The sequence below is a fragment of the Streptomyces sp. NPDC001668 genome (assembly GCF_042893155.1).
Classification (GTDB): Bacteria; Actinomycetota; Actinomycetes; order Streptomycetales; family Streptomycetaceae; genus Streptomyces.
In genome coordinates this window covers 370,904-395,272 of record NZ_JBIAUQ010000004.1, presented here as the reverse complement: position 1 = coordinate 395,272, position 24,369 = coordinate 370,904, and the positions used below count along the sequence as shown (strand labels likewise).

The 24,369-nt window shown below is 71.5% G+C and carries 23 protein-coding genes; 12 read left to right on the top strand and 11 right to left on the bottom strand.

The genetic code is table 11. The annotated features are described in order from the left end of the window. Positions 1–68: 68 nt before the first annotated feature. The 4 genes from ACFYZ8_RS15095 to ACFYZ8_RS15080 all read left to right on the top strand — a co-directional run bounded on the left by ACFYZ8_RS15095 (position 69) and on the right by ACFYZ8_RS15080 (position 3,169). Entirely contained in the window at positions 69–1,268 is a 1,200-nt protein-coding gene (locus ACFYZ8_RS15095) for a right-handed parallel beta-helix repeat-containing protein (protein ID WP_359031175.1), read from the top strand. A gap of 55 nt (positions 1,269–1,323) precedes the next feature. Beyond that, positions 1,324–1,734 (top strand): (2Fe-2S) ferredoxin domain-containing protein, encoded by a 411-nt coding sequence (locus tag ACFYZ8_RS15090; protein WP_388532732.1) that lies wholly within the window; start codon positions 1,324–1,326, stop codon positions 1,732–1,734. Between the two features lie 67 nt (positions 1,735–1,801). Then, positions 1,802–1,972, top strand: a complete 171-nt coding sequence (gene rpmF / locus ACFYZ8_RS15085) for a 50S ribosomal protein L32 (protein ID WP_388532730.1) — start codon at positions 1,802–1,804, stop codon at positions 1,970–1,972. A gap of 12 nt (positions 1,973–1,984) precedes the next feature. Beyond that, on the top strand, positions 1,985–3,169 hold the full coding sequence (locus ACFYZ8_RS15080) for a GTP-binding protein (protein WP_388532728.1): 1,185 nt from the start codon (positions 1,985–1,987) through the stop codon (positions 3,167–3,169). Here ACFYZ8_RS15080 and ACFYZ8_RS15075 read toward each other — a convergent pair. After that, on the bottom strand, positions 3,151–3,858 hold the full coding sequence (locus ACFYZ8_RS15075) for a DNA polymerase beta superfamily protein (RefSeq protein WP_388532726.1): 708 nt from the start codon (positions 3,856–3,858) through the stop codon (positions 3,151–3,153). The two genes, ACFYZ8_RS15080 and ACFYZ8_RS15075, sit on opposite strands and share 19 nt — an antisense overlap. Before the next feature lie 49 nt (positions 3,859–3,907). Between ACFYZ8_RS15075 and ACFYZ8_RS15070 the strand changes: the two genes are divergently transcribed. Then, positions 3,908–4,906: an LLM class flavin-dependent oxidoreductase gene (locus ACFYZ8_RS15070; RefSeq protein ID WP_388532724.1), complete on the top strand. Its 999-nt coding sequence runs from the start codon at positions 3,908–3,910 to the stop codon at positions 4,904–4,906. A 10-nt stretch (positions 4,907–4,916) separates the two neighbouring features. Next, a complete protein-coding gene (locus ACFYZ8_RS15065; protein WP_388532722.1) occupies positions 4,917–7,265 on the top strand; it encodes an ATP-binding cassette domain-containing protein in 2,349 nt (782 codons plus the stop codon). Between the two features lie 14 nt (positions 7,266–7,279). On the opposite strand, the gene ACFYZ8_RS15060 is transcribed toward ACFYZ8_RS15065, so the two are convergent. The 5 genes from ACFYZ8_RS15060 to ACFYZ8_RS15040 all read right to left on the bottom strand — a co-directional run bounded on the left by ACFYZ8_RS15060 (position 7,280) and on the right by ACFYZ8_RS15040 (position 12,477). After that, complete coding sequence (locus tag ACFYZ8_RS15060) at positions 7,280–8,083, bottom strand: lysophospholipid acyltransferase family protein (protein WP_388532720.1); 804 nt, start codon at positions 8,081–8,083, stop codon at positions 7,280–7,282. Next, positions 8,083–8,853, bottom strand: coding sequence for a GNAT family N-acetyltransferase (locus tag ACFYZ8_RS15055; protein WP_388532718.1), 771 nt, complete (start codon positions 8,851–8,853; stop codon positions 8,083–8,085). Before ACFYZ8_RS15055 ends, ACFYZ8_RS15060 begins: the two co-directional genes overlap by 1 nt. Before the next feature lie 257 nt (positions 8,854–9,110). Then, positions 9,111–9,860, bottom strand: a complete 750-nt coding sequence (locus tag ACFYZ8_RS15050; RefSeq protein WP_359031166.1) for a succinate dehydrogenase/fumarate reductase iron-sulfur subunit — start codon at positions 9,858–9,860, stop codon at positions 9,111–9,113. Further along, complete coding sequence (locus ACFYZ8_RS15045; RefSeq protein WP_359031165.1) at positions 9,857–11,803, bottom strand: fumarate reductase/succinate dehydrogenase flavoprotein subunit; 1,947 nt, start codon at positions 11,801–11,803, stop codon at positions 9,857–9,859. The genes ACFYZ8_RS15050 and ACFYZ8_RS15045 overlap by 4 nt, the downstream gene beginning before the upstream one ends. Positions 11,804–11,805: 2 nt before the next feature. Continuing rightward, entirely contained in the window at positions 11,806–12,477 is a 672-nt protein-coding gene (locus tag ACFYZ8_RS15040) for a succinate dehydrogenase (protein WP_359031164.1), read from the bottom strand. 120 nt (positions 12,478–12,597) lie between these two features. Here ACFYZ8_RS15040 and ACFYZ8_RS15035 point away from each other — a divergent pair, with 120 nt between their 5' ends. Together ACFYZ8_RS15035 and ACFYZ8_RS15030 are read left to right on the top strand one after the other, a co-directional pair. Then, positions 12,598–13,485: a LysR substrate-binding domain-containing protein gene (locus ACFYZ8_RS15035; protein WP_359031163.1), complete on the top strand. Its 888-nt coding sequence runs from the start codon at positions 12,598–12,600 to the stop codon at positions 13,483–13,485. A 103-nt stretch (positions 13,486–13,588) separates the two neighbouring features. Further along, positions 13,589–14,812 carry a PQQ-binding-like beta-propeller repeat protein gene (locus ACFYZ8_RS15030; RefSeq protein ID WP_388532714.1) on the top strand — a complete coding sequence of 408 codons (1,224 nt, stop codon included), beginning with the start codon at positions 13,589–13,591 and terminating at the stop codon, positions 14,810–14,812. A 14-nt stretch (positions 14,813–14,826) separates the two neighbouring features. Here the strand turns inward: ACFYZ8_RS15030 and ACFYZ8_RS15025 are convergent, their stop codons facing one another. From ACFYZ8_RS15025 to ACFYZ8_RS15015, 3 genes are all read right to left on the bottom strand, one after another. Beyond that, a complete protein-coding gene (locus ACFYZ8_RS15025) occupies positions 14,827–16,971 on the bottom strand; it encodes an EAL domain-containing protein (protein WP_359031161.1) in 2,145 nt (714 codons plus the stop codon). Then, the gene (locus ACFYZ8_RS15020) at positions 16,968–17,789 is read right to left on the bottom strand and encodes an SAM-dependent methyltransferase (RefSeq protein ID WP_359031160.1); all 822 of its coding nucleotides are present in this window, start codon (positions 17,787–17,789) and stop codon (positions 16,968–16,970) included. Before ACFYZ8_RS15020 ends, ACFYZ8_RS15025 begins: the two co-directional genes overlap by 4 nt. A gap of 283 nt (positions 17,790–18,072) precedes the next feature. Further along, positions 18,073–19,041, bottom strand: coding sequence for an SCO0930 family lipoprotein (locus tag ACFYZ8_RS15015; RefSeq protein WP_359031159.1), 969 nt, complete (start codon positions 19,039–19,041; stop codon positions 18,073–18,075). Positions 19,042–19,839: 798 nt separating this feature from the next. Here ACFYZ8_RS15015 and ACFYZ8_RS15010 point away from each other — a divergent pair. The 3 genes from ACFYZ8_RS15010 (at position 19,840) to ACFYZ8_RS15000 (ending at position 21,494) form a co-directional block, all read left to right on the top strand. After that, positions 19,840–19,971 carry a hypothetical protein gene (locus tag ACFYZ8_RS15010; RefSeq protein WP_359031158.1) on the top strand — a complete coding sequence of 44 codons (132 nt, stop codon included), beginning with the start codon at positions 19,840–19,842 and terminating at the stop codon, positions 19,969–19,971. Positions 19,972–19,992: 21 nt separating this feature from the next. Further along, complete coding sequence (locus tag ACFYZ8_RS15005; RefSeq protein ID WP_359031157.1) at positions 19,993–20,757, top strand: DUF4239 domain-containing protein; 765 nt, start codon at positions 19,993–19,995, stop codon at positions 20,755–20,757. Positions 20,758–20,963: 206 nt separating this feature from the next. Beyond that, positions 20,964–21,494 (top strand): hypothetical protein, encoded by a 531-nt coding sequence (locus tag ACFYZ8_RS15000; RefSeq protein WP_388532711.1) that lies wholly within the window; start codon positions 20,964–20,966, stop codon positions 21,492–21,494. A 97-nt stretch (positions 21,495–21,591) separates the two neighbouring features. Here the strand turns inward: ACFYZ8_RS15000 and ACFYZ8_RS14995 are convergent, their stop codons facing one another. Beyond that, positions 21,592–22,083, bottom strand: a complete 492-nt coding sequence (locus ACFYZ8_RS14995; protein WP_388532709.1) for a hypothetical protein — start codon at positions 22,081–22,083, stop codon at positions 21,592–21,594. Between the two features lie 333 nt (positions 22,084–22,416). Between ACFYZ8_RS14995 and ACFYZ8_RS14990 the strand changes: the two genes are divergently transcribed. Next, positions 22,417–23,088 (top strand): class F sortase, encoded by a 672-nt coding sequence (locus tag ACFYZ8_RS14990; RefSeq protein ID WP_388532707.1) that lies wholly within the window; start codon positions 22,417–22,419, stop codon positions 23,086–23,088. A 30-nt stretch (positions 23,089–23,118) separates the two neighbouring features. Here ACFYZ8_RS14990 and ACFYZ8_RS14985 read toward each other — a convergent pair whose 3' ends face one another. Further along, complete coding sequence (locus ACFYZ8_RS14985) at positions 23,119–23,988, bottom strand: polysaccharide deacetylase family protein (protein WP_359031153.1); 870 nt, start codon at positions 23,986–23,988, stop codon at positions 23,119–23,121. Positions 23,989–24,369: the final 381 nt, after the last annotated feature.

The window sequence follows — 24,369 nt, the reverse complement described above, 5'->3', positions numbered from 1 at the left end:
CGGCAACCTTCCCGCCCCGGGCGACCACTGACCGGCGACACAGCAGTCAGGTCGAAGCGGGAGACTCCATGCGTGTGAACACGGCGATCTTGACGGCGGCGCTGGTGGGCGCGGCCCTGGCCTTACCGGCGCCTCAGGCGTCGGCGGCCCCGGCCACCCTGGTGGTGGCGACGAACGGCAGCGACTCCGCCCCGGGCACGCTCGCCCAGCCGCTGCGCACCGTCCAGCGGGCCGTGGACCTCGCGAGGCCCGGCGACACCATCGCGGTGCGCGCGGGGACGTACGCCCTGACCGACAACATCACCATCGCCACCTCGGGCACCGCGTCCCAGCCCATCAGCCTGGGCTCCTACCAGGGCGAGCGGGTCGTGATCGACGGCGAGCAGCTGGCCGCGAGCCACACCCCGGTCGGCGGCAGCATCCCGCGGGCCGAGCGCGGGGCGATCCACCAGGAGGCCTCCTACTGGCGGATCTCGGACCTGGAGATCGTCAACGGCCCGTACGGGGTCTACTGCGACGGCTGCAACGGCAACGTCTTCTCCCGTCTGAAGACCCACGACAACTACGAGTCGGGCTTCCAGCTCCAGGGCGCCTCCGGCGACAACCAGATCCTGAACCTGGACAGTTACGCCAACCGCGACCCGCGCAAGAACGGCGAGAGCGCGGACGGCCTCGCCATCAAGGAGGGTTCGGGCACCGGCAACGTCGTGCGGGGCGCGCGACTGTGGAACAACGTCGACGACGGCTTCGACGCCTGGAAGTTCACCTCGCCGGTCCTCATCGAGAACACGATCGCGTACGGCAACGGCTTCAACCGCTGGAACTTCCCCGACTTCGCGGGCGACGGGAACGGCTTCAAGCTCGGCGGGGGCACCCCGGCACCGGCGGTGGCGCACACCGTGCGCAACTCGGCCGCCTTCAAGAACGCCGCCCACGGCCTCACGGACAACGGCAACACCGGCGCCCTCGCCCTGAGCCGCGACACGACGTGGGCCAACGGCGGCACCGGCTTCGACGCCGACATCTCGGGCGGTACGGCCCGGCTGACCGCGAACCTGTCGGTGGCCGACGGGAAAGCTGCGGCCGTCGGTGCGGGCACCGTCTCCAGCGGCAATTCCTGGAATCTGGGCGGGACTTGGAACGCGTCCTCGGTGCTGAGCACGGACCCGGCGGCCATCACCGGGCCGCGCGCGGCCGACGGTTCGCTGCCGTCGGCGCCGTCCTTCCTGGTTCCCCGGAGCGGGGCGGCCATCGGAGCGCGCTTCTGACCCCAGGGGCACCCCGCCCGTACTCCGCGATCAGTGCAGGCCGCATGCTTCTCCCATGTCCTCGACGCCCCGCACGTTCCTGACCGGCTCCGGCTCCTGCACCCTCGTCGTCTGCCGGGGCTGCTGCTGCGGCGACGCCCGCAAGCACCCCGGCACCGACCACGCCTGGCAGCTGGAGCTGCTGCGGGCCGGCGCCGCCGAGCACGGCTTCCAGGTCCGTACGACCGACTGTCTGGGCCCGTGCGACCAGGCCAATGTCATCGTCGTACGGCCTTCGGCGGCCGGACGCCGCGCGGGCGGCAAGGCCGCGTGGATCGGCTTCGTCATGGACGACGAGGGCACCGAGGAGGTCGTGCAGTGGGCGGCGGCGGGCGGCCCGGGGGTCGCCGAGCCGCCGCTCACGCTGGAGCTGCAGTTCATCGAGCCACCGCGGGAGGCCCGGGTGCGGTCCCGGCGCCGCCGTTGATTGTTAATGGGATCCATTTTCATGTAGCGTCCTCGGTGCTCACCCCGCCACCGAGGAGGATCCCGCCATGGCTGTCCCCAAGCGGAAGATGTCCCGCAGTAACACCCGCCACCGCCGCTCGCAGTGGAAGGCCACCACCAGCCAGCTCGTGCCGGTCACCCTCGACGGTGTCGCGCATCTCGTCCCGCAGAACCTGGTCAAGGCGTACGAGCGCGGCCTGCTGCGCCCCGAGGGCTGAGGACCGTCTCCGATGCCGTACGACCGCCTCCTGCCCGTCACCGTCCTGTCCGGCTTCCTCGGGGCGGGCAAGACGACCCTCCTCAACCATGTCCTCGCCAACCGCGAGGGCCTCAGGGTCGCCGTCATCGTCAACGACATGAGCGAGGTCAACATCGACGCGGCGCTGGTGCGCGGCGGCGAGGCCGCGCTGTCGCGGACCGAGGAACGCCTGGTCGAGATGACCAACGGCTGCATCTGCTGCACCCTGCGCGACGACCTCCTGGAGGAGGTGGACCGGCTGGCCCGCGACGGACGCTTCGACCACCTGCTCATCGAGTCGTCCGGCATCTCCGAGCCCATGCCGGTCGCCGCCACCTTCGCCTTCGCCCGCGACGACGGCGCCACCCTCGGGGACGTGGCCCGACTGGACACCATGGTCACGGTGGTCGACGCGGCCAACTTCCTGCCCGAGCTGGAGAGGGGCGACGAGCTGGCCGAGCGCGGCCTCGCGCCCTTCGAGGACGACGAACGCACCGTCAGCGATCTCCTCGTCGACCAGATCGAGTTCGCGGACGTCCTCGTCCTCAACAAGCTCGACCTCGTGGACGCCGAGACCGCGGCCCGCCTGCGAGCGGCTCTCGTACGGCTGAACCCGGTCGCCCGGATCGTCGGGGCCGAGCACGCCCGCGTCGACCTGCAACAGGTGCTGGGCACCGGCCTGTTCGACCTGGAGCGCGCCCAGCGGGCACCGGGCTGGGTCCAGGAACTCAACGGCGAACACGTGCCCGAGACCGAGGAGTACGGCGTCTCCTCCACCGTCTTCCGCTCCGGACTCCCCTTCCACCCCGGCCGGTTGTGGGACTTCGTCACCGAGGATCTGGACGGCGGGGGGTACGGGCGGATCCTGCGCTCGAAGGGGTTCTTCACCCTGGCCAGCCGCCCGCACGTGACGGGACTGTGGTCACAGGCCGGTTCGGTGGCCCGCTTCGAGCCGTCCGCCGCACGGGACACCGAGGCACCGTACGCGCAGGAACTCGTCTTCATCGGCACGCAATTGAAGGCCGACGGGCTCCACCGCGCCCTCGCCGCCTGTCTCCTCTCCCCGGACGAGGACCGCGCCCTGGTGGACCCCTTCCCCGCCTGGGAGACGTACGGCGTCGACGACACCTGCGACCACGAGAGCGCCGCGCCCCACGCTCACGCCGCCGTGTCGTAGAACTCCGCGCGGACGCGGCGCAGCCACGCCTCGGCCGGTCCCTCGTCGGGCCGGTCCGGCAGCACACTGCGGGACTCGGCGAACGCGGTCTCGTAGTGGGCCAGCAGAGACCGGGCCGAGGCAGGGTCGGCGGCGACGGCATCGCCGAAGCGGTGGTACTCCTCGGGGTCCTCGACCCGTACCGCGAGCGTTCCGGTGGTGTACAGCTCCAGACCCTGGTGGCAGAGCCGCTTCAGGTGCCGGGCGTGCTTGGCGGTGCGGTGGTCGCCGGCGCGGCTCTCCAGTTTCCTGAACTGCTGGGTGGCGTACCCGAGATAGGCGTCCCGGACCCGCAGGGCGCTCAGGAACGATCCGCGGATGGCGATGAGTTCGTCGCCCAGCGGGGTGCGGACCTCGTACAGCTCGTCCGGCAGCCACACCAGTTCCATGACGGTCGGATTGCCGCCGAGGGCGAGCCGGCACCACTTCGCCGCCTCGTGCAGGGTGCGGTCCGGCGCCGTGGTGACGTGGGACTCCTTCGGCGTGCGCAGCCCGAGCAGGGTCTCGGTGGGCGCGGCGAACATGCCGAGCCGGTCCACGTCGGAGCCCTCACGGGCGAGGCCGTAGGCGGTCGAGCCGACGACGCCGGAGAGCAGGATGTTCTGGAGGGTCACGCGACCATTGTGCTGACCTGCGGCGATCGAGGTCATCTGGTTTTCGTGGCGGGAATACCGCGTCCAGTCACGCGTTGACCTCTGTGTGAGTTCCCTGACCGCCACCGTCCGCTTCTCCGTCCTCGACCGCTCCCGCACCCGCGAGGGTGGCACCAACGCGCAGGCGCTCCAGGACACGGTACGGCTGGCACGGGAGCTGGAGGGGCTCGGCTACCACCGCTTCTGGGTCTCGGAGCACCACGGCGTACCGGGAGTCGCGGGCTCCGCGCCGACCGTGCTGGCGGCCGCCGTGGCCTCGGCCACGGACACGATCCGGGTCGGCACCGGCGGTGTGATGCTGCCGAACCACCAACCCCTGGTCGTCGCCGAGCAGTTCGGGGTGCTGGAGTCGCTGTTCCCCGGCCGGATCGACATGGGCCTGGGCCGCTCGGTCGGCTTCACCGACGGCGTGCGCAGGGCGCTGGGCCGCGGCAAGGACGACGCCGACGACTTCGCCGTACAGCTGGAGGAGCTGCTGGGCTGGTTCCGCGGCACCTCCCCGACGGGCGTGCACGCGCGTCCCGCCGAGGGCCTGACCGTGCCGCCGTTCGTCCTGGCCATGGGCGAGGGTGCCACGATCGCGGCCCGCGCGGGCCTGCCGATGGTCATCGGCGACCTCAGGAACCGGGAGAAGATGCAGCGGGGCATCGAGCACTATCGCGCCCACTTCCGCCCCTCCCCCTGGGCGTCCGAGCCCTACGTCGTCATCTCGGGCACGATCGCGGTCGCCGCCACGCCCGAGGAGGCCCGCCGTCTGCTGGTCCCGGAGGCCTGGTCGATGGCGTACTCCCGGACCCACGGCACCTTCCCGCCGCTGCCGCCCGCCGAGCGGGTCGAGGCCCTCGCGATGACGGCCAAGGAACGCGGCTTCTACGAGTCCGGGCTCGCCGGCCACCTCGCGGGCACCGAGGAGCAGGTCGCCCACGAGCTGGAGACGGTCCTGAAGGAGACCGGAGCCCAGGAGGTCCTGGTCACGACCAGCACATACGACCGCGCGGCCCTGCTGGACTCCTACCGGCGGCTGGCGGCGATCACCTCCGGTTAGAGTCGTTCACATGCACGACCCGAACGGCTCCCACGACCCTTACGTCCGCGTCCGCGGTGCCCGTGAGCACAACCTCAAGGGTGTGGATGTCGATGTCCCCCGCGATGTGCTGGCCGTGTTCACGGGGGTCTCCGGGTCGGGGAAGTCGTCACTGGCCTTCGGGACGATCTACGCCGAGGCTCAGAGGCGGTACTTCGAGTCGGTGGCCCCGTACGCGCGCCGGCTGATCCACCAGGTGGGGGCGCCGAAGGTCGGGGAGATCACCGGTCTGCCGCCCGCGGTCTCGCTGGAGCAGCGGCGCTCGGCGCCGACGTCCCGTTCGTCGGTCGGCACGGTCACCAACCTCTCGAACTCGCTGCGCATGCTGTTCTCCCGGGCCGGTGACTATCCGCCGGGCGCCGAACGGCTCGACTCCGACTCCTTCTCCCCCAACACGGCGGTCGGCGCCTGCCCGGAGTGCCACGGCCTGGGCCGCGTCCACCGTACGACCGAGCAGTCGCTGGTGCCCGACCCCTCGCTGTCAATCCGGGAGGGCGCCATCGCCGCCTGGCCCGGCGCCTGGCAGGGCAAGAACCTGCGGGACATCCTCGACGCCCTCGGCCACGACGTGGACCGGCCCTGGCGTGAACTTCCCGCCGCAGAGCGGGAGTGGATCCTCTTCACCGACGAGCAGCCGGTGGTCACCGTGCACCCGGTACGGGACGCGGACCGCATCCAACGCCCGTACCAGGGCACGTACATGAGCGCCCGCCGTTATGTCATGAAGACGTTCGCGGACTCCAAGAGCCAGACACTCAGGGCGAAGGCGGAGCGGTTCCTGGTCTCCGCCCCCTGCGCTCTCTGCGGCGGCAGCAGGCTGCGTCCGGAGGCGATGGCGGTGACCTTCGCGGGCCGCACGATCGCCGACCTTGCGGCCCTGTCGCTGACCGAACTGGCCGCCTCGCTGGTCGCCCACGGCGAGACCGCGCGATTCCTCACCGACGACCTCAAGTCCCGTATCGCGCCCATCGTCGAGCTCGGCCTCGGCTATCTGAGCCTGGACCGCGCGACCCCCACCCTGTCCGCGGGCGAGCTCCAAAGGCTGCGCCTCGCGACCCAGTTGAGGTCCGGACTGTTCGGCGTGGTGTACGTCCTCGACGAGCCGTCCGCCGGACTGCACCCGGCGGACACCGAGGCCCTTCTGACCGTGCTGGCGCGGTTGAAGGCGGCCGGGAACTCGGTGTTCGTGGTGGAGCACCACCTGGACGTCATGCGGGGCGCGGACTGGCTGGTGGACGTCGGGCCGAAGGCGGGTGAGCACGGCGGGCGGGTGCTGCACAGCGGCCCGGTGGAGGGGCTGGCGACGGTAGAGGAGTCCGCCACCGCCCGGTACCTGTTCGATCGCTCCCCCGCGGTGAGGCGTGAAGTGCGGTCACCTCGCGGCCGGTTGAAGGTCGGGCCGGTCAACCGGCACAACCTGCGCGGGGTGACGGCCGAGTTCCCGCTCGGTGTGTTCACCGCGGTCACCGGGGTGTCGGGCTCGGGCAAGTCCACGCTGGTCGGCGAGATCACGGAGGAGCTGGAGGGGGTGGGCCGTCTGGTGTCCGTCGACCAGAAGCCGATCGGCCGGACCCCGCGCTCCAACCTGGCGACCTACACAGGGCTGTTCGACGTCGTGCGCAAGGTCTTCGCCGCCACCGACGCGGCCCGTGAACGCCGCTACGGCGTGGGCCGGTTCTCCTTCAACGTGGCGGGAGGACGCTGCGAGACCTGCCAGGGCGAGGGGTTCGTGAGCGTCGAGCTGCTCTTCCTGCCGAGCACCTACGCGCCGTGCCCGGACTGCGGCGGGGCCCGCTACAACCCCGCGACGCTCGAAGTGACGTACCGCGGACGGAACATCGCCGAAGTCCTCGACCTGACGGTGGAGTCGGCGGCGGACTTCTTCGCGGACACCCCGCTGGTGGCCCGCAGCCTCGCCACCCTCCTCGACGTCGGCCTCGGCTACCTCCGCCTCGGCCAGCCCGCCACCGAACTCTCCGGCGGCGAGGCCCAGCGCATCAAGCTCGCGAGCGAACTCCAGCGCGCCCGCCGCGCCCACACCCTCTACCTCCTCGACGAACCCACGACCGGCCTCCACCCGGCCGACGTCGAGGTCCTCATGCGCCAGCTCCACGGCCTCGTCGACTCCGGCCACACGGTGATCGTCGTCGAGCACGACATGTCGGTCGTGGCGGGCGCGGACTGGGTGATCGACCTGGGACCCGGCGGCGGGGACGAGGGCGGCCGGATCGTGGCGACGGGCGTGCCGCGGGAGGTGGCCGGGGTGGCGGGGAGCGCTACGGCACCGTATCTGGCACGGGCGCTGGGCCCGGACACCTGACCCCGGCCGGGGTGTCAGCCCCCCGTGTGCTCCCCCGTCCTCCCGTGGCACGCGCACGACTGTGCCGCTCGGGCCAGTGTGCGGCGGTCGGGGTGGCTGCCCGGGGGGACCGGGGCCGGGACCTCCACCTCCGCCAGCAGCCCCCGCGCCGACACCACCCGCCACACCGAGGCGAGCAGGGAGTCGTCGCCGATGAAGGCGGGGGCCGTACTGGAGCCGCCGTCGGCGAGGCGGTAGCGCAGGCTCACCGGCTGGACGGGCACGCCGGCGTCCAGGGCGGCCTGGAACACTGCGCGGCGGAAGTGGCCCTGGGCGCGGCCGCACCAGGTGCTGCCCTCGGGGAAGACGGCGACCGCGGCGCCCCCGCGCAGCGCGTCGGCGATCCGGGCGACCGTGTCCGGCAGGGCCCGCAGGCGGTCCCGCTCGATGAACAGCGCGCCGCTGCGGGCCGTCAGCCACCCGGCCACGGGCCACCGCCGGATCTCGGACTTGGCGAGCATCCGGGCGGGCCGGACGGCGGCGAGCAGCGGGATGTCGAGCCAGGAGATGTGGTTGGCGACCAGGAGCACCCCGCCCGTGGGCGTGGTGGCGCCGGACAGGCGGACCCGGACCCCCGAGGCTCTTACGACCGCCCGGCACCACCACCTGACCGCGCCGGCCGGTATCCACCGGCCGACGGGCAGCAGCGTGATCCCGGCGAGCAGGACCGCCGTGACCGTGAGGAGCCGCAGCACGGCACGGGGTACGGCCGTGACGGACCCGCTCCGCTCCACACATGCCCCGGGGGTGCAGGGCGCGCTGGGCAGCCAGACGCTCATCAGGCCGGGACGAGTGAGAGGAAGTGCCGCAGATAGCGGGCGTTGACCCGGCGCATCGACAGCAGCACGTACATGTCGGCGACCCCGAAGTCCGGGTCGTGGGCGGGCTGTCCGCAGACCCAGGCGCCGAGGCGGAGGTAGCCGCGCAGCAGCGGGGGCAGTTCGGTGTGGGCGGCGGGCGTCCCCTCGGCGGGCTCCCAGGGCAGCAGGGGCCGTACCCGGAACTCCTCGGGAGCCAGGTACTTGGTGCGCACCCGGTCCCAGGTGCCCGCCGCGAGAGCGCCGCCGTCGGCGAGCGGGATGGAGCAGCAGCCGGCCAGCCAGTCGTGGCCGCGGTCCACCATGTAGCGGGCGATCCCGGCCCAGATGAGGCCGATGACGGCGCCGTCGCGGTGGTCGGGGTGGACGCAGGAGCGGCCGACCTCGACGAGGCCGGGACGGATCGCGTCCAGCGGCGCGAGGTCGAACTCGCTCTCCGAGTACAGGCGTCCGGCGACCGCGGCCCGCTCCGGGGGCAGCAGCCGGTAGGTGCCGACGACCTGGCCGGTCACGGTGTCGCGGACGAGCAGGTGGTCGCAGTAGGCGTCGAAGCCGTCGATGTCCAGCCCGGGTTCCGGGGTGGCCAGGAGGGCGCCCATCTCCCCGGCGAACACGTCGTGCCGCAGCCGCTGCGCGGCCCGTACGTCGTCCTCGTCGCGGGCCAGGGTGACGGTGTAGCGGGTGGGGGCGACGCTCTGCGGGGGACGGTCCAGGGTGGAAACGCCGGTCATGGCACTCTCCAGGTCACAGGCGGAGGCGGCGAGCGGTGCCGCTGTCCCTGTTCTCCCGACGCCGGTTGGCGCGTACGTGACCGCTTCCAAGAGCCCGGATGTGCGGTGGCTGAACGGCTCGGGCAAGGTGTCCGGGGCCTCCGACTCCGCCGACCGGGCGGTGTCGGGCCGGTGGCCGGAGAGCACTCAGGCGTGGTGGGGCCGGGCATGAGCACCACGTCCGGCCCCACCCGTCCGCACTGATCGGCGAACGTCTCTCAGCGCTTGGCGGCCTTCCGGGTCGCCCGCAGCCACTCCTTGTTCATGCTGGTGATGGAGACCAGCGGGATGCCCTTGGGGCAGGCCGTCGCGCACTCGCCCGTCAGGGTGCAGCCGCCGAAGCCCTCCGCGTCCATCTGCTCCACCATGTCGAGGACCCTGGTCTCGCGCTCGGGCGCCCCCTGCGGCAGCACGTTCAGGTGATTGACCTTGGCCGAGGTGAACAGCATCGCCGCCCCGTTGGGACAGGCGGCCACACAGGCTCCGCATCCGATGCACTCCGCGTGCTCGAAGGCGAAGTCGGCGTCGGGCTTGGGTACCGGCGTCGCGTGGGCCTCGGGAGCCGCACCCGTGGGCGCCGTGATGTAACCGCCGGCCTGGATGATCCGGTCGAAGGCCGACCGGTCCACGACCAGGTCCTTGATCACCGGGAAAGCGGACGCCCGCCACGGCTCGATGTCGATCGTGTCGCCGTCCGAGAAGGACCGCATGTGCAGCTGACAGGTGGTCGTGCGCTCGGGTCCGTGCGCGTCGCCGTTGATGACGAGCGAGCACGCGCCGCAGATGCCCTCACGGCAGTCGTGGTCGAAGGCCACCGGATCCTCACCGCGCAGGATGAGCTCCTCGTTGAGGGTGTCCAGCATCTCCAGGAAGGACATGTCGGACGAGATGCCGTCCACCTCGTACGTGGACATGGCGCCGTCGGCGTCGGCGTTCTTCTGCCGCCAGACGCGCAGGGTGAGCTTCATGCGTAGCTCCGCTGAGTGGGGTGGACGTACTCGAAGACCAGGTCTTCCTTGTGCAGGACGGGAGCCTCGCCGGTGCCGGTGAACTCCCAGGCCGCCGCGTAGGCGAACTCCTCGTCCCGCCGGGCGGCTTCACCGTCGGGCGTCTGGGACTCCTCCCGGAAGTGGCCGCCGCAGGACTCGGCGCGGTGCAGCGCGTCGAGGCACATCAGCTCGGCGAGCTCCAGGTAGTCGACGACGCGGTTGGCCTTCTCCAGGGACTGGTTGAACTCCTCGCCGGTGCCCGGGACCTTGATGCGCCGCCAGAACTCCTCACGGATCTGCGGGATGCGCTCCAGTGCCTTGCGCAGTCCGGAGTCGGTGCGGGCCATCCCGCAGAACTCCCACATGAGTTCACCGACCTCGCGGTGGAAGGAGTCGGGCGTACGGTCGCCGTCGACGGCGAGGAGCAGGTTGATCCGGTCCTCGGTCTCCGCCAACACCTCCTGGACTGCGGGGTGTTCGCCGGTCACCGCGTCCTGGTGGGGATTGCGGGCGAGGTAGTCGTTGATGGTCGCCGGCAGCACGAAGTAGCCGTCGGCCAGGCCCTGCATCAGCGCGGAGGCGCCGAGCCGGTTGGCGCCGTGGTCGGAGAAGTTGGCCTCGCCGATCGCGAACAGGCCGGGGACGGTGGTCTGGAGGTCGTAGTCGACCCACAGTCCGCCCATCGTGTAGTGCACGGCGGGATAGATCCGCATCGGCACCTCGTACGGATCCTCGTCGGTGATCCGCTGGTACATGTCGAAGAGGTTGCCGTACTTCGCCTCGACGGCCTTGCGGCCCATCCGCTTGATCGCGTCGGCGAAGTCCAGGTAGACGCCCTGTCCACCGGGCCCCACTCCCCTGCCCTCGTCGCAGACGTTCTTCGCGGCGCGGGATGCGATGTCGCGCGGGACCAGGTTGCCGAAGGACGGGTAGATGCGCTCCAGGTAGTAGTCGCGCTCGTCCTCGGGGATCCGGTTCGGCGGACGGGTGTCGCCCTTGGCCTTCGGCACCCAGATCCGGCCGTCGTTGCGCAGCGACTCGCTCATCAGGGTCAGCTTGGACTGGTGGTCGCCGGTGCGCGGGATGCAGGTCGGATGGATCTGGGTGAAGCAGGGGTTGGCGAAGAGGGCTCCGCGGCGATGGGCCCGCCAGATCGCCGTCGCGTTGGAGTTCATGGCGTTCGTCGACAGGTAGAAGACGTTGCCGTAGCCGCCGGAGGCCAGCACCACCGCGTCCGCGAAGTACGTGTCGATGCGCCCGGTGACGAGATCGCGGGCCACGATCCCGCGCGCCCGCCCGTCGACGACGATCAGGTCGAGCATCTCGGTGCGCGCGTGCAGCTCGATGTTCCCGGCGGCGATCTGCCTGCTGAGGGCCTGGTAGGCACCGAGCAGGAGCTGCTGGCCCGTCTGGCCGCGGGCGTAGAAGGTCCGGGAGACCTGCACCCCGCCGAAGGACCGGGTGTCGAGCAGGCCGCCGTACTCCCGCGCGAAGGGCACACCCTGTGCCACGCACTGGTCGATGATCTCCACCGAGATCTGCGCCAGGCGGTGGACGTTGGACTCGCGCGCCCGGAAGTCGCCGCCCTTGACGGTGTCGTAGAAGAGCCGGTGGATCGAGTCGCCGTCGTTGCGGTAGTTCTTGGCCGCGTTGATGCCACCCTGCGCGGCGATGGAATGGGCGCGGCGCGGGGAGTCCTGGTAGCAGAACTGGACGACGTGGTAGCCCTGTTCGGCCAGCGTGGCGCCCGCCGAGCCGCCCGCGAGGCCGGTGCCCACCACGATCACCGTGTGCTTGCGCCGGTTGGCGGGGTTGACCAGCTTGGCCTCGAAACGGCGTTTGTCCCAGCGCTCGTTGACGGGACCTCGCGGGGCCTTGGTGTCGACGACCGGTTCGCCGGTCTGGTAGTCGGTGTACGTCATGTTCAGCTCACCACTCCGGTCATGACACCCACGGGTACGGCGATGAAGCCGGCCGTGAGCAGCAGTGCGAGGACATTGGCCACGGCCTTGAGGGCGCGGTCGCGGGTGCGGCTGCCCACGCCGAGGGTCTGGGCGGCACTCCAGAAGCCGTGCCGGACATGCAGGCCGAGGGCGAGCATCGCGACGATGTAGATCACGTTGCCGTACCAGGTGGAGAAGGTGTCCACGACGTTCTGGTACGGGTGGCCCTCCTGGAAGCCGCCGGAGTGCACGGTGCCGGTCGTCAGGTCGAGGACGTGCCAGACGATGAACAGGCCGAGGATGATCCCGCCCCAGCGCATGGTGCGCGTGGCGTAGCTCGACCGGGGCTTCTTGTGGACGTACTTGCTGGGCCGCGCCCTGATGTCCCGGCGGCTGAGCTGGTACGCCGAGACGGCGTGCGCGACGACGGCGGCCACCAGCACGATCCGGATGAGCCAGAGCGTCCACTCGTAGTGCATGAACGGTTCGCCGACCGTGCGCAGCCAGTGCGCGTAGTGGTTGAACTCGCCCGCCCCGAAGAAGATCTTCAGGTTGCCGATCATGTGGACGACCAGGTACAGCAGCATGATCAGGCCGCTGACGGCCATCACGGTCTTCTTGCCGACGGAGCTGTCCCACACGGTGCGTGCCATGGACGGCCGTCGGTCCGTCCGCGTTGCCAGAGCCATGGGTCAAGACGCTAGGGCCGAACGGCCCCATCGGTCCAAGACATGGTCCGGCTTGATTCCATAGGGAGCAGCTATCGTACGAGGATGCAGTTCCAGCAGCTCCAGTACTTCGTGGCGGTCGCCGAGACCCGGCACTTCACCCGCGCCGCCGAGGCGGTCCATGTCGCCCAGCCGTCGCTGTCGCAGCAGATCAAGGCGCTGGAGCGGGAGCTCGGGGCGGACCTCTTCCTGCGGGCGCGCGGGAACATCTCGCTCACCGACGCCGGCGAGGCCCTGCTGCCGCTGGCCCGTCGCATCCTGGCCGACGCGGACACCGCCCGGCACGAGGTGCAGGAACTGGTGCAGCTGCGCAGCGGCCGGGTCCGGCTCGGCGCGACCCCCAGCCTGTGCACCGGTCTGCTGCCGGACGTGCTGCGCGCCTTCCACGACCGCTACCCCGGGATCCGGCTGATGATCGAGGAGGGCGGCTCCCACGATCTCGTACGGCTGCTCGCGCGCGGCGCGCTGGATCTGGCCCTGGTGGTCCTCCCGCTGCCCACGCCGTCCCCGGCGCTGACGACGGTGGAGCTGCTGCGCGAGGACCTGGTCGTCGTCTCCTCTCCGGAGGCTCCGGCCCCGGGTGGCGCGGGCCGCCGTTCCGTGCGCGTCGCCGACCTGGAGAGCGAGCCGCTTGTGATGTTCCGGCACGGCTACGACCTGCGCGAACTGACCGTGGCCGCGTGCCGTGCGGAGGGGTTCGAGCCGGACTTCGCGGTGGAGGGCGGGGAGATGGACGCGGTGCTGGGGTTCGTCCGGGCGGGCCTGGGCGTGGCCGTCGTACCGCGCATGGTCGCCACCCGCTCCGGTCGGGGTCTGCGGGTCACCCCGCTGGCGCGGCCCGGCCTGCACCGGACGATCGCGCTGGCCCACCGCAGCGATGTGGCTCCGCCGCGGGCGGCACGGGAGTTGCAGCGGATGCTGCTGGAGCGGTGAGCGCCCGTAGCATGGGGACTTCTCGCACGGGGGTGGGCGGATGACACGGCGCATGCTGGCCGTTGGCGCGGCCGTTGATGGATCTCGACGAAGGCGGGCGGGGATGAGACCTCGGATCGTGGCCGTGGGCGCGGCACTGCTGGTGCTCGCGGGGTGCGCGGGGAACACCGCGTCCGGCGGGCCGGGGAGCCCGGCGGTCTCCTCGCCGTCCCACGCCTCCGGAGCGACGGTGGAGACGGCCTCGATGTCCGTCTCCGGCCCGTGGCGCGCGTGGACGGCGGCCCTCTCCCGCCAGGAGGCCCGCGGCAGTTGCGGCGCGACGGCGCACCAGGTGGTGTGCGCGACCGACTCCGGTGGTTTCGTGGGGCGTTCGCGGGCCGACGGCCGTGTCACCTGGACCGTGCCCGCCGCCGACCGCGGCAAGAACGCCGGACTGGTCCTCGACGCGGCCGACGTACGGGCCGTGACCGGGGTCGCCGGTGTGCTGCGCGCGGCCGACCTGCGGACGGGTGCGCGGGCGTGGACCCATCGGTCGCCCGCCGGGAGCTCCTACGTCACCCTCGCCGCGGCGGACGGTGTCGTCTACGCCCTCGCGGCGACGGGCCCCACGTCAAGTACCGCCGTGCTGGAGGCCGTTCGCGCGTCCGACGGCAGGCCCCTGTGGCACCGGTCCGTCGCCCGGAGCGCGGGTGAACCCCTCGCCGCCTTCCGGGGCCGCGTCTACCACTCCGACGGCAGCCGGGTCACCGCCCGCGACGCCCGCACCGGAAACACGGTGGCGACCAGCTCCGCGTGCCCGCACCTGGTCACCGGCGGCCACTACCTGGTCTGCACCGGCAGTCCGCTCTCCGCCGGGGACACCTTCCCGCCCATGCGGCGCCTGGACCCGGCGACGCTCAGGCCGCTGCCGACCCCGAGGAACACCATCGACAAACCCGTACGTGGGGTGATCTCCGACGACGGGGTCCTGGTGCTCTACGAGGCCGGCGCCGAGGACACGAGCGCGGGCAACTGGAACGCGTACGACCTCGAGAACGACCGCAAGCTGTGGAGCACGTACGCCACCGAGGCGGACGCCGCCGTGGCGAACGGCCGGTTCGTGACCTTCACCCCCGTCAACGACCCCGTCACCCGGGGACGCCTGATCACGATCGACCTGCACGCCGGTCCGCGGGGAACCGGAAGCGCCGCGCCCCGCATGTCCGCGGCGTACGCACAGACCCGGGACGGCGAACACCCCCTGATCGTCGTGCCGGGCGGGGACACGGGCCACGTCGTCGTCATGGCCCGCACCCACGGCTCCCTGCGGTCACTGCCGCTGCCCTAGGACCGGGGCGGGGCTCAGCCCGTCGCGTCCACCAGCGCCAGCTCGTGCAGCCGCTCCGGCGGGCCCGGGCGGGCGTAGTACCAGCCCTGGGCCGTGTCGCAGCCGAGTATCCGCAACTGCTCGGCCTGGGCGCCGGTTTCGACGCCCTCGACCGTGACCGCGAGGTCCAGGCCGTGGGCGAGCGAGACGATCCCCTCGACGATCTTGAGGTCGACGGGGTCGGCGGGGAACTGCTGCATGCTCTGGGTGAAGGAGCGGTCCAGTTTGAGGACGCTGACCGGCAGACGGCGCAGGTTCGCCAGGTTCGAGTAGCCGGTGCCGAAGTCGTCCAGGGCGATGTCGACGCCCATCTCGGCGAGTCGGCGCAGCGGCTTGAGCAGGTCGTCGTCGGCGCCGATGAGGGCCGACTCGGTGACTTCGAGGCACAGGGCGTTCGGCTCGACGCCGGCGCGTTCCAGGATGTCGACGGTGTCCTGGACCAGGCCGGGGTGGGTGAGCTGGCAGGGCGAGAGGTTGACGTTGATGCGGAGCGGGCCGCCCGCGGTGTCCTCGCCGTACCGTTCTCGCCACTCGCGGGCCTGCCGCACCGACTGCTCCAGGACCCAGCGGCCGAGCGGCACGATCAGCCCGGTGTGCTCGGCGAGCGGGATGAACCGGTCGGGGCCGAGGACGCCGTGCTGCGGGTGCAGCCAGCGCACCAGCGCCTCGGCACCCCGCACACTGCCGTCGCCGAGGTGCACCAGCGGCTGGTACTCGATGAAGAACTCGCCCCGCTCCAGGGCCGCGGGCAGCTGCGTGGTGAGCCCGTGCCGGGTGATGGCGCGGGCGTCGGCCTCCGGGTCGGCCAGCTCGAAGCGGTTGCCGCCCGCCGACTTGGCCCGGTACATGGTGATGTCGGCGCTGCGCAGCACCTCCGCGGGGCCCCGCTCACCCGTCGGGCCCTCGACGATGCCGATGCTGCCGCGCACGGTCAGCTCCCGGCCGTCGATACGGACCGGGGCGAGCAGCACGTTCATGATGCGCGCCGCGAGGTCGTCGACCTCGCTCTCGGTGTCCGGACCGGTGGTCAGCGCCACGAACTCGTCACCGCCGAGGCGGGCGACCATCTCGCCCGGCGCGGTCGCGCAGGACTGGAGCCGGTCGGCGACCTCGACGAGCAGCCGGTCGCCGGCCGCGTGGCCGAGGCTGTCGTTGATGGTCTTGAAGCCGTCGAGGTCGAGGTAGCACAGGCCGAACCGCTGACCCTCGCCGGCGTTGAGCGCCTTCTCCAGGCGCTCGAAGAACAGGGTGCGGTTGGGCAGCCCGGTGAGGGCGTCGTGGGTGGCCTCGTACCGCAGCCGGAGGTTGAGCAGCCGGCGCTCGGTGGTGTCCTCCATGAGGGCGAGCTGGTACTGCGGGACGCCGTCCGCGTCGCGCAGCAGGGAGACCGTCAGGTTGGTCCACAGGACCGTTCCGTCCGGGCGGTAGAAGGCCTTTTCGAGGTGGTAGTGCTCGCGCTCGCCGCGGACGAGTTCGTCGTAGAGCGTCCAGGTCTGGGGCGCGTCCTCGGGGTGCGTCCACTCCTGGACCTTGCGGCCGCGCATCGTCTGGTCGGTGAGGCCGAACATGCGCAGCAGCGCGCCGTTGACCTGGAGGACGTTGCCGTCCAGGTCGGCGATGCCGATCCCTATGGCCGCGCCCTCGAACACCGCGCGGAACCGTGCCTCGGTGGCGTGCAGCGCCTGCGCCACCACCCCTTGCGCCTCCAGGGCGGCCCGCGCGATGGCCTCCTGCTCGGCCAGTGTCCGTTCGCGCAGTGCCTGCGCGAACCCGGCGGCCATGGCGTGCTGGAGGCGTGCGGACCGGGACCGCAGGTCCTCGCGGTCGCCGTCACCGCCGCAGTAGAGCACCAGGTAGGCGTCGACGCAGTCCAGGGAGCGGGTCAGCGCCTCCGGGTCCGTGCAGTGCACGGCGACGAGGGCGGCGCCGACCGCCCGGCCCTGCTCCGTGTCGACGGTCCTGGCCGCGAGCGCCTCGCTCAACCGGCGGGCCAGCGGCAGCAGCTGTTCCTCGAACTCCGGCCGGGTCAAGGACGTCGACGTCACCGGGAACACCGCCCGGCTCCAGATCGTCGCGAACCGGCGCAGTCTGTCCTCCGGGCCGTCCGGCTCCGCGCTCACGCCGTCCGCCCCACGCCGCCGAACTGGGAGAAGGCCCACGGGTCCTCGTCGTCGGGGTCCCAGTTCTCCGACTCCGGCCGCCACCGCGGCATCGGCACCAGTCCGGGTTCCACCATGTCGTACCCCTCGAAGAACCGTGCGATCTCGTCGTGCGAGCGCATGATCAGCGGGTTGCGGATGTCCTCGTACACGTCCATCGCACCCTGAACCTGCTCCTGCGACAGCGGGATTCCCTCGTACGCGGCATGCGTCAGCACCAGCATGCTGCCGGGCGCGAGCGCGTCGCGCAGCTGCGCCACCGCACCATAGGGGTCGTCCGCGTCTTCCACGAAGTGCAGTATGGCAACGAGGAGCAGCGCCACCGGCCGCTTCGGGTCGATCAGCCGCCGGACTTCGGGGCTGTCCAGGATCTCCTGGGGCTTGAGGAGGTCGGCCGCGACGACGCCCGCGTCCGGGTTGTCCGCGATGACCGCCTGGCTGTGCGCGACCGCCACCGGGTCGTGGTCGACGTAGACGACCCGGGCGCCGGGGCGGGCGCTCTGGGCGACCTCGTGGACGTTGCCGAAGGTGGGAATGCCGGAGCCGATGTCCAGGAACTGGGTGATGCCCTCGTCGACGGCGAACCGCACCGCCCGCCGCATGAACGCCCGGTTCGCCTGCATGATCTTCGGCAGTCCCGGGACGTGCTCCATGGCCTTGCGGGCCGCCTCCCGGTCGGCCTCGAAGTTGTGCGAACCGCCCAGGTAGAAGTCGTAGATACGCGCGACGCTCGGCACCGAGATGTCGATGCTCCGAGGAGCCCAGGCGGGACGCTCCATGTATCTCTCCAAGGCGTAGGCGATCCGGTGTTCGAGCTGAGGCTACTGATCGCCCGCCAATGGAGCGAGCGGAAACGGAAATTGACCGTCCGTTCCCGGTCACTGCCTGCGGCACGTGCCGCCCGGAGGTGGCCGCGGATGCGCTACGAAACGTAGGCGCCACACTCCGGAGAGTTCCGAAGTGGGCGCCGAATCGCGGGGAGTTGGGGGGAATGACGGCAAACCGGCCCGACCCCTCCGTGCGGCGCGGAGAGGTCGGACCGGTGGATCGGTGGAGCCGGTGTCACTTGTCGGAAACGCCGACCATGTCCCCGTTGGGGCGGACGGCGTACCAAGTGCCGCCGACACCCTGGCCGTTGGTGTCCCCGGCCTTCTTGTCGCCCGCGAAGGTGTAGATCGGCGAGCAGTTGACCGTCTGCTGCTTGACACCGTCGGAACGGGTGAAGCTCATCAGGCCCTTCTTCTGGACGTCCTTGGTGTCGTTCGCCGACACCGGGCCCACGACCGGCCACTTCTCCAGGCAGGCGCCGTTGCAGTTGGAGACGGGCTCGGGCCAGGCCTTGTCCTTGGCGAAGCGGTAGACCGTCATGCCGTTCTTGTCGACGACGATCTCGCCCAGGTTGGGGTCGTTGCGGGTGGACAGTCCGGGAAGGCTGGCGACCGACGCCTTCTTGCCGGTGGGAGCCAGCGCGTACCACTTGCCGCCCACGCCCTGGCCGGTCAGATCGCCGGCCTTGGTGTCCTTGGCGTAGCGGTAGGCGGGCCAGCCGCCGATGGTCAGCTGCTTGCTGCCGTCGGCCCGGGTCACCTCGCCGAGCAGTGCCTTGTCGATGCCGGCACCGGCCGAGGCGTCGTCCGCGGGCACCGGCGGCCAGGCCGTCGCGCAGTCGCCGTTGCAGTTCGACTTCGGCGGCTCGGCGGTGTCCTCGTCGAAGCGGTAGAGGCTGAGGCCGGCGCTGTCGGTCAGCACGTCCCCGAGCTCGGGGTTCGCGGACACCTCGAGCTTGCCGGCGGAGGCCGACTGGGCTCCCAGGTTCCCCTGGCCGCCACCCACGGTCGGGCTGGCGCTCGGGCTGGTCTCCGTCCCGAGACCGGAGCCGACGCCGCCGTAACCGCCCGCCGCCGCCGTGGCACCGACGTTCTGACTGCCCACCGACGAGGTGGCGCCACTTTCCTGACCGCACGCCGTCGTCAGAGCCAGCACCGCCGCGGCGCTTGCCACGAGTGAGGCGTTCCGCCAGGAGGTCTTCATCGTCAACTCCCCATAATTCAAAAGGGTGTTGCAGCGCCCTGCTGCGCCGCCGCACGACCATGAGTACGCGCCGGAGCAGGGGTTGTGTTCAACCGTCCCGCACATTTCTTTTCGGACGCTGTGACCACACCCGCCCCGGAGCGCACAGATGTACGCCTCATCGGACGGACGAGCGCCCCGGATTCAAACATCGGGCGACCTTTTATCCCTCCTTCGGAGCAATCTCTTCGCGCCCGCGCGTGGGACGGCGTGACAGGCCTCATGATCTCCGTCGTGCATCGACCCGAATCACCCCAATCCGCCTCCGCCATACGGGTTTTGGCCGTGCTGGCCTTGACGTGGGCGCTCAGCGGCCCCACCGCCGGGGCGGCCGAGGCGGATGCCTGGGCCTGCGCCTCGGTCGGCCCCGGCGGCGCCGAGGTGGTGGCGGTCGCCGGAAGCCTCACCTGGCCCACGCTCCCGCCCTGCCCGAAGCCCGAGCCCCCACCCCCGCCGACACCCACTCCCCCACCCCCCGAGCCTCCGTGTACGCCGACTCCCCCTCCCGAACCCACGCCGACGCCGAAGCCGCCCAAGCCCACGCCCACGCCCACCCCTGCACCCACGCCGAAGCCGACCCCCAAGCCGCCGGCTCCGCCACCCCCACCACCCGCGCCGGCACCACAACCGGCCGCACCACGGCCACGCCCCACACCGCCCCCCGAACCCGCCCCGACGCCACCCCCCGCTCCCACTCCGACCCCGGCCCCGACGCGGAAGCCACCGTCCCCACCGGCCCCGGGCCCCTCCGCGAGCCCGGTGACCTTCCCGGCCTACCACCACGCGAAGGCCCCCGACCGGCCCACGCACAGCACCACCTCGCCCGTGATCTACGTCCTGCTCATCACCGCGCCCGCGGTGGTCGCCGTGGCCGCCCTGCGGCCCCGCTAGTGCCGACCCTGGAGGCATCCCTTGCCGGAATGGCTTGTTCTCATCCTCGCGATGCTGGCCGCGTGCGCCGTGGTGGTCGCCATCACGCTCATCCGCCACAAGGCGGCGCCCGTGGACGAGGATCCCAGCGAGACCCCGGACGTCATCGAGTACATGACGATGTGGATCGGGGTGGTGTACGCCATCGTCCTGGGTCTGGCCATCGCGGGCGTGTGGGAGGCCCGCAGCTCCGCACAGGACCACGTCCAGGCGGAGGCCCAGGCGCTGCACGAGATCTCGGAGCGGGTCCAGGTCTATCCGGCCGACGTCCGTGACCGCATTCGGGGCGATGTCAACGCCTATGTCGGACACGTCGTCACCACCGAGTGGAAGGAGATGGCCGACCACCGCCGCATGACCGAGCGCGGCACCGAGCTCCTGGACCGGATCCGCACGGACGTCACCGGCTACGAGCCGAAGACCGACTTCGAGGCCCAGGCCTACCAGCCGCTCGTCGACCAGGTGGCCGCCGTGGACCAGGCCCGCAACGCGCGCGCGGACTCGGTCGAGCCGACCATGCCCGGGGTGGTCTGGTTCGGTCTGCTGGGCGGCGGGGTGGTCACCATCGGGATGGTCTTCGCGCTGCAGATCCGGCGTACGACCCGCGAGCTGATCCTGGCGGGGCTGTTCTCCGCGCTGATCGCCTTCCTGCTGTTCCTGATCTGGGACTTCGACGCCCCCTACAGCCGGGGCATCACGGCGTCGGCGGAGCCGTTCCTCGCTCTCTTCCCGGACATCAAGGGCTGACAGCGCCTCACCGCGAGGGCCTTCGGGGGGCGTCCGGCGTCCGACACGCCGCCGGTGTCCCCCGAGCGGCCCACACGCGTGCCCCGTTCGGAGCGACAGCGATCGCGCAGACGTACACCTGTTCCTAGCGTTTCGGTCATCGAGGTGCATTTCTGACGTAGGCGGAACAGGTCCGCAGCTGCTCCTCGGGGACCGGAGGAACCACCATGCGCGCGATACGCGTCGCTTCGGCCGCACTGCTGGGCATGACCGCCCTGACCTTCTCCGCACCGGCCGCCGTGGCCAAGAGCGACACCATCACGCCCTTCGGCTTCAGCGTCCTGCCCTCGACCATCGCGGCGGGCGGACAGGTGACGCTGCTGCTGGAACGCGACCACGGTGGCTGCAAGGGCTCGGCGACCGTCACCTCCGCGGTGTTCGACACCATCACCATCCCGTCGCACAAGAGCCAGGCGGTGGCCGTGGTCGACTGGGACGCCAGACCCGGGGCGGTCTACCGGGTGACGTTCACCTGCGACGGCGTGAGCGGCTCCACCGGACTGACCATCGCGGGCGGCCGCCCGGTCGGCCCCACCCCGGTCCCGCTCAACCCCGACCGCGGTGTGCACGCCGGTGAGGGCGGCAGTTTCGCCGGGCTCGACCTCAAGGAACTCGGCATGGGCGCCCTGCTGATCGTGGGCTCGGTCGGGGCGGCGTACCACCTCGCCCGTCGCCGCACCGGCGAGGACGGCACCTGACCGCTCCACCGGCGCGCGGACCTCCGCCCCGGATCCTGTCGGAATCCGGGGCGGAGACCTGTGTCACGTGCGGTCAGAATCTCCGAAGGGGCGGAGATCAGATGTGCTTCTCGGTCCGCCGGCGCATCCAGAACACCCCGCCGCCGATGACGGCCAGGGCCACCAGACCGCCCCCGATGGCCATGTCGGTCGGGGTGGCCCCGGTGGAGCTGCTGCCGCCGAGACCGCCGCGGACCCCGCCGATGACGGTGAAGGCCGTGGGGTTGATCACGGTGCCGTTGCGGCAGACGACGCTGATGCTGTGCGATCCCGTGGCCGCGTTCCGGTTGACCGTGGCACGCCCCGTCGCCAGGTTGTTGGGCCCCGTCGTCAGCCTGATCGTCGGGAACGCGTCCGAGCTCGCGGTGGCGGGGGCGGTGCAGTTGTTGACGGTGATCGTCAGCTGCCCGCCCCGGGCGATGACGTTGGGCAGGGCGACGACATTGCTCGGGTTCAGGTTCATGCCGTCCCGCGCGACGGCCGCCGGGGCGGCGAGTCCGAGGACGGCGACCGCGGCGCCTGCGGCCGCCAGAGCACGAGTAGTACGCATGTGAATCCTCCGCGGGAGACGCCCCGGGAACGGTCCCCGGTGGATCGGCGAGAAAACGCCTCCCAGAAAGACCCTCAGATGCCGTGCGCCAGCCCGCATTTCGACAATGGTCCGTCCTGGTGAGGGGACACGCCGAGCGAAAAGCGCACAATCAGATATCTCCGCAGGTCACACACCGTCAGAAAATTCCTGTTCACGGCAACTCGTATGGCGCACCACCCGCGTTCGGGGGCCACCCGTTCGCCGCCGACCCGTCGCCGGTTTCGCGCGCGGGACTTAGCGTTCTCGTATGCGCGAATGACGCGGCGACGGCCGCGTCGAGAGGGGAAGTCAATGTCTGCGTCCGAGCTGGCCGAACTGGCCGAAGAGGCGGAGCAGCGGAAGAAGCGCGCTCCCTGGGGCGTGATAGCGCTTGTTCTGCTGACCGGTCTCGCGCTCATTCGGAACGGTTCGGGGGAGTTCGACGTCGGCCCGCCACAGCCCGCGTCGGCGGCCGCGGCGGACAGCCGGGTGCACACCACCACCTTCGGAAACGCCCCCGCCCCCCTGCCGTTCGCCGTGCCCGACCGGGTCTCCATCCCCGCGATCCGGGTCGACGCGCCGCTGACACCGGTCGGCCTGGACCCGGACGGCTGGGTCGGCGCACCGCCGCCGGAGGACCCGAACCTGGCCGGCTGGTTCACCGGCGCGGTGTCCCCCGGCGAAAAGGGCACCGCGGTCGTCGTCGGCCATGTCGACAACAAACAGGGCCCCGCCGTGTTCTACGGACTCGGGGCCCTGAAGAAGGGAAATCGCGTCGAGATCAGGCGCAAGGACGGAAAGACGGCGATCTTCGAGATCTACGGCATCGAGGTCTTCGAGAAGAACAATTTCCCCGGCGACCGCGTCTACGGTTCCAAGGGGACCGCCGAATTGCGGGTCATCACCTGCGGGGGCGGTTTCTCCAAGCAGAACGGCTACGCGGGCAACGTGGTGGCCTTTGCCCGCCTGGTCGAGGTCCGCTGAGCGGGCCCCGACCGGGCGGGCGTGTTCCGGCTATACGTACTGCCGTCGCGGGACGGTGATGTGATAGCCGGAATCGATGAGCTGCGGCAGATAGTCGCGCAGCGCCCGGACACTCTGGGAGCGGTCGCCCCCGGCGTCGTGCGAGAGCACCACGACGCCGGGGGCGGCGCCGTTCTCCACCCGGCCGACGATGCGGCGGGTGCCCGGCCTCGTCCAGTCGAGGGTGTCGACGGTCCAGGCGAGGGGGTCCATGCCGAGTTCGGCGCCGAGCTGGAAGGCGGCCCGGTTCCAGGCGCCGTAGGGGGCGCGGAACCACTCGGGACGCTCGCCGTAGGCGTCCTCGATGACATCGCTGGTGCGTTCCATCTCGGAGCGGATGCGGGAGCGGGTGAGCCGGGTGAGCAGCGGGTGGGACCAGGTGTGGTTTCCGACGACGTGTCCCTCGTCGGCCATCCGGGCCAGCAGGTCCTTGTTGTCGACGGCCATCTCCCCGCACACGAAGAACATCGCGCGGACGTCGTACTCGGCCAGGGTGTCCAGGATGTGCGGGGTGTAGCGGGGGTCGGGTCCGTCGTCGAAGGTCAACACCATGGTCCGGCCGCGTCCGGAGACCTTCAGCAACGGCTCGTGGCGCACCAGCGTCTTCCTGGGGGCGGTGTGCGGCGGGCCGTATCCGGTCAGGGGCTGGAGGCGGTAGGCCGAGGCCTTGACCGCTTGACGGGCCGGGGGGCCGGCGGCGGGGAGCGCCGGCCGGACCGGCTCCTCGCCGGGGAGGGCCGCGAGCACTCCGGCCGTGCCGGCGGCCCCGACCGCGGCGGCGCCGGCCAGCAGGGCCCGGCGCCGGGTGAGCAGCGCCGCCGTCCTCGACGACAGCCGTGTGAGCAACTGATCCTTCGTCATGACTCATCAGTCGCCCGGCGGAGTGCCGACGCACCTCAGCAACACCGGGGCGGCGGCACGAATCCACCCGCACGGCCCAGCGAAAGCGCTCCGCGCGGCACCTGTCCCGACCTGGGCGCGCCGGCGCGTGTCGCTGGGCGACCAGTCGGCCCCGCCGAAGAGCATGGCGGGACGTCAGGACGACGTCGTACGAGGGGGATCGGCTTCGGCACCCGGCCTCGTCCCCTCCGTCGGGGCCGGGTGCCGAGGGCGGCGGCGGGTCCAGCGGGCGGCCCGCTCGCGGCCCGCCCTCCGGGTGCCCTGATTCCGTGAACCTTGCGCACCGTCGTCGGCCGGTCCCGAGTGCCGCCCGGACCTGCGGATTCCGATAGCCTCACAGCC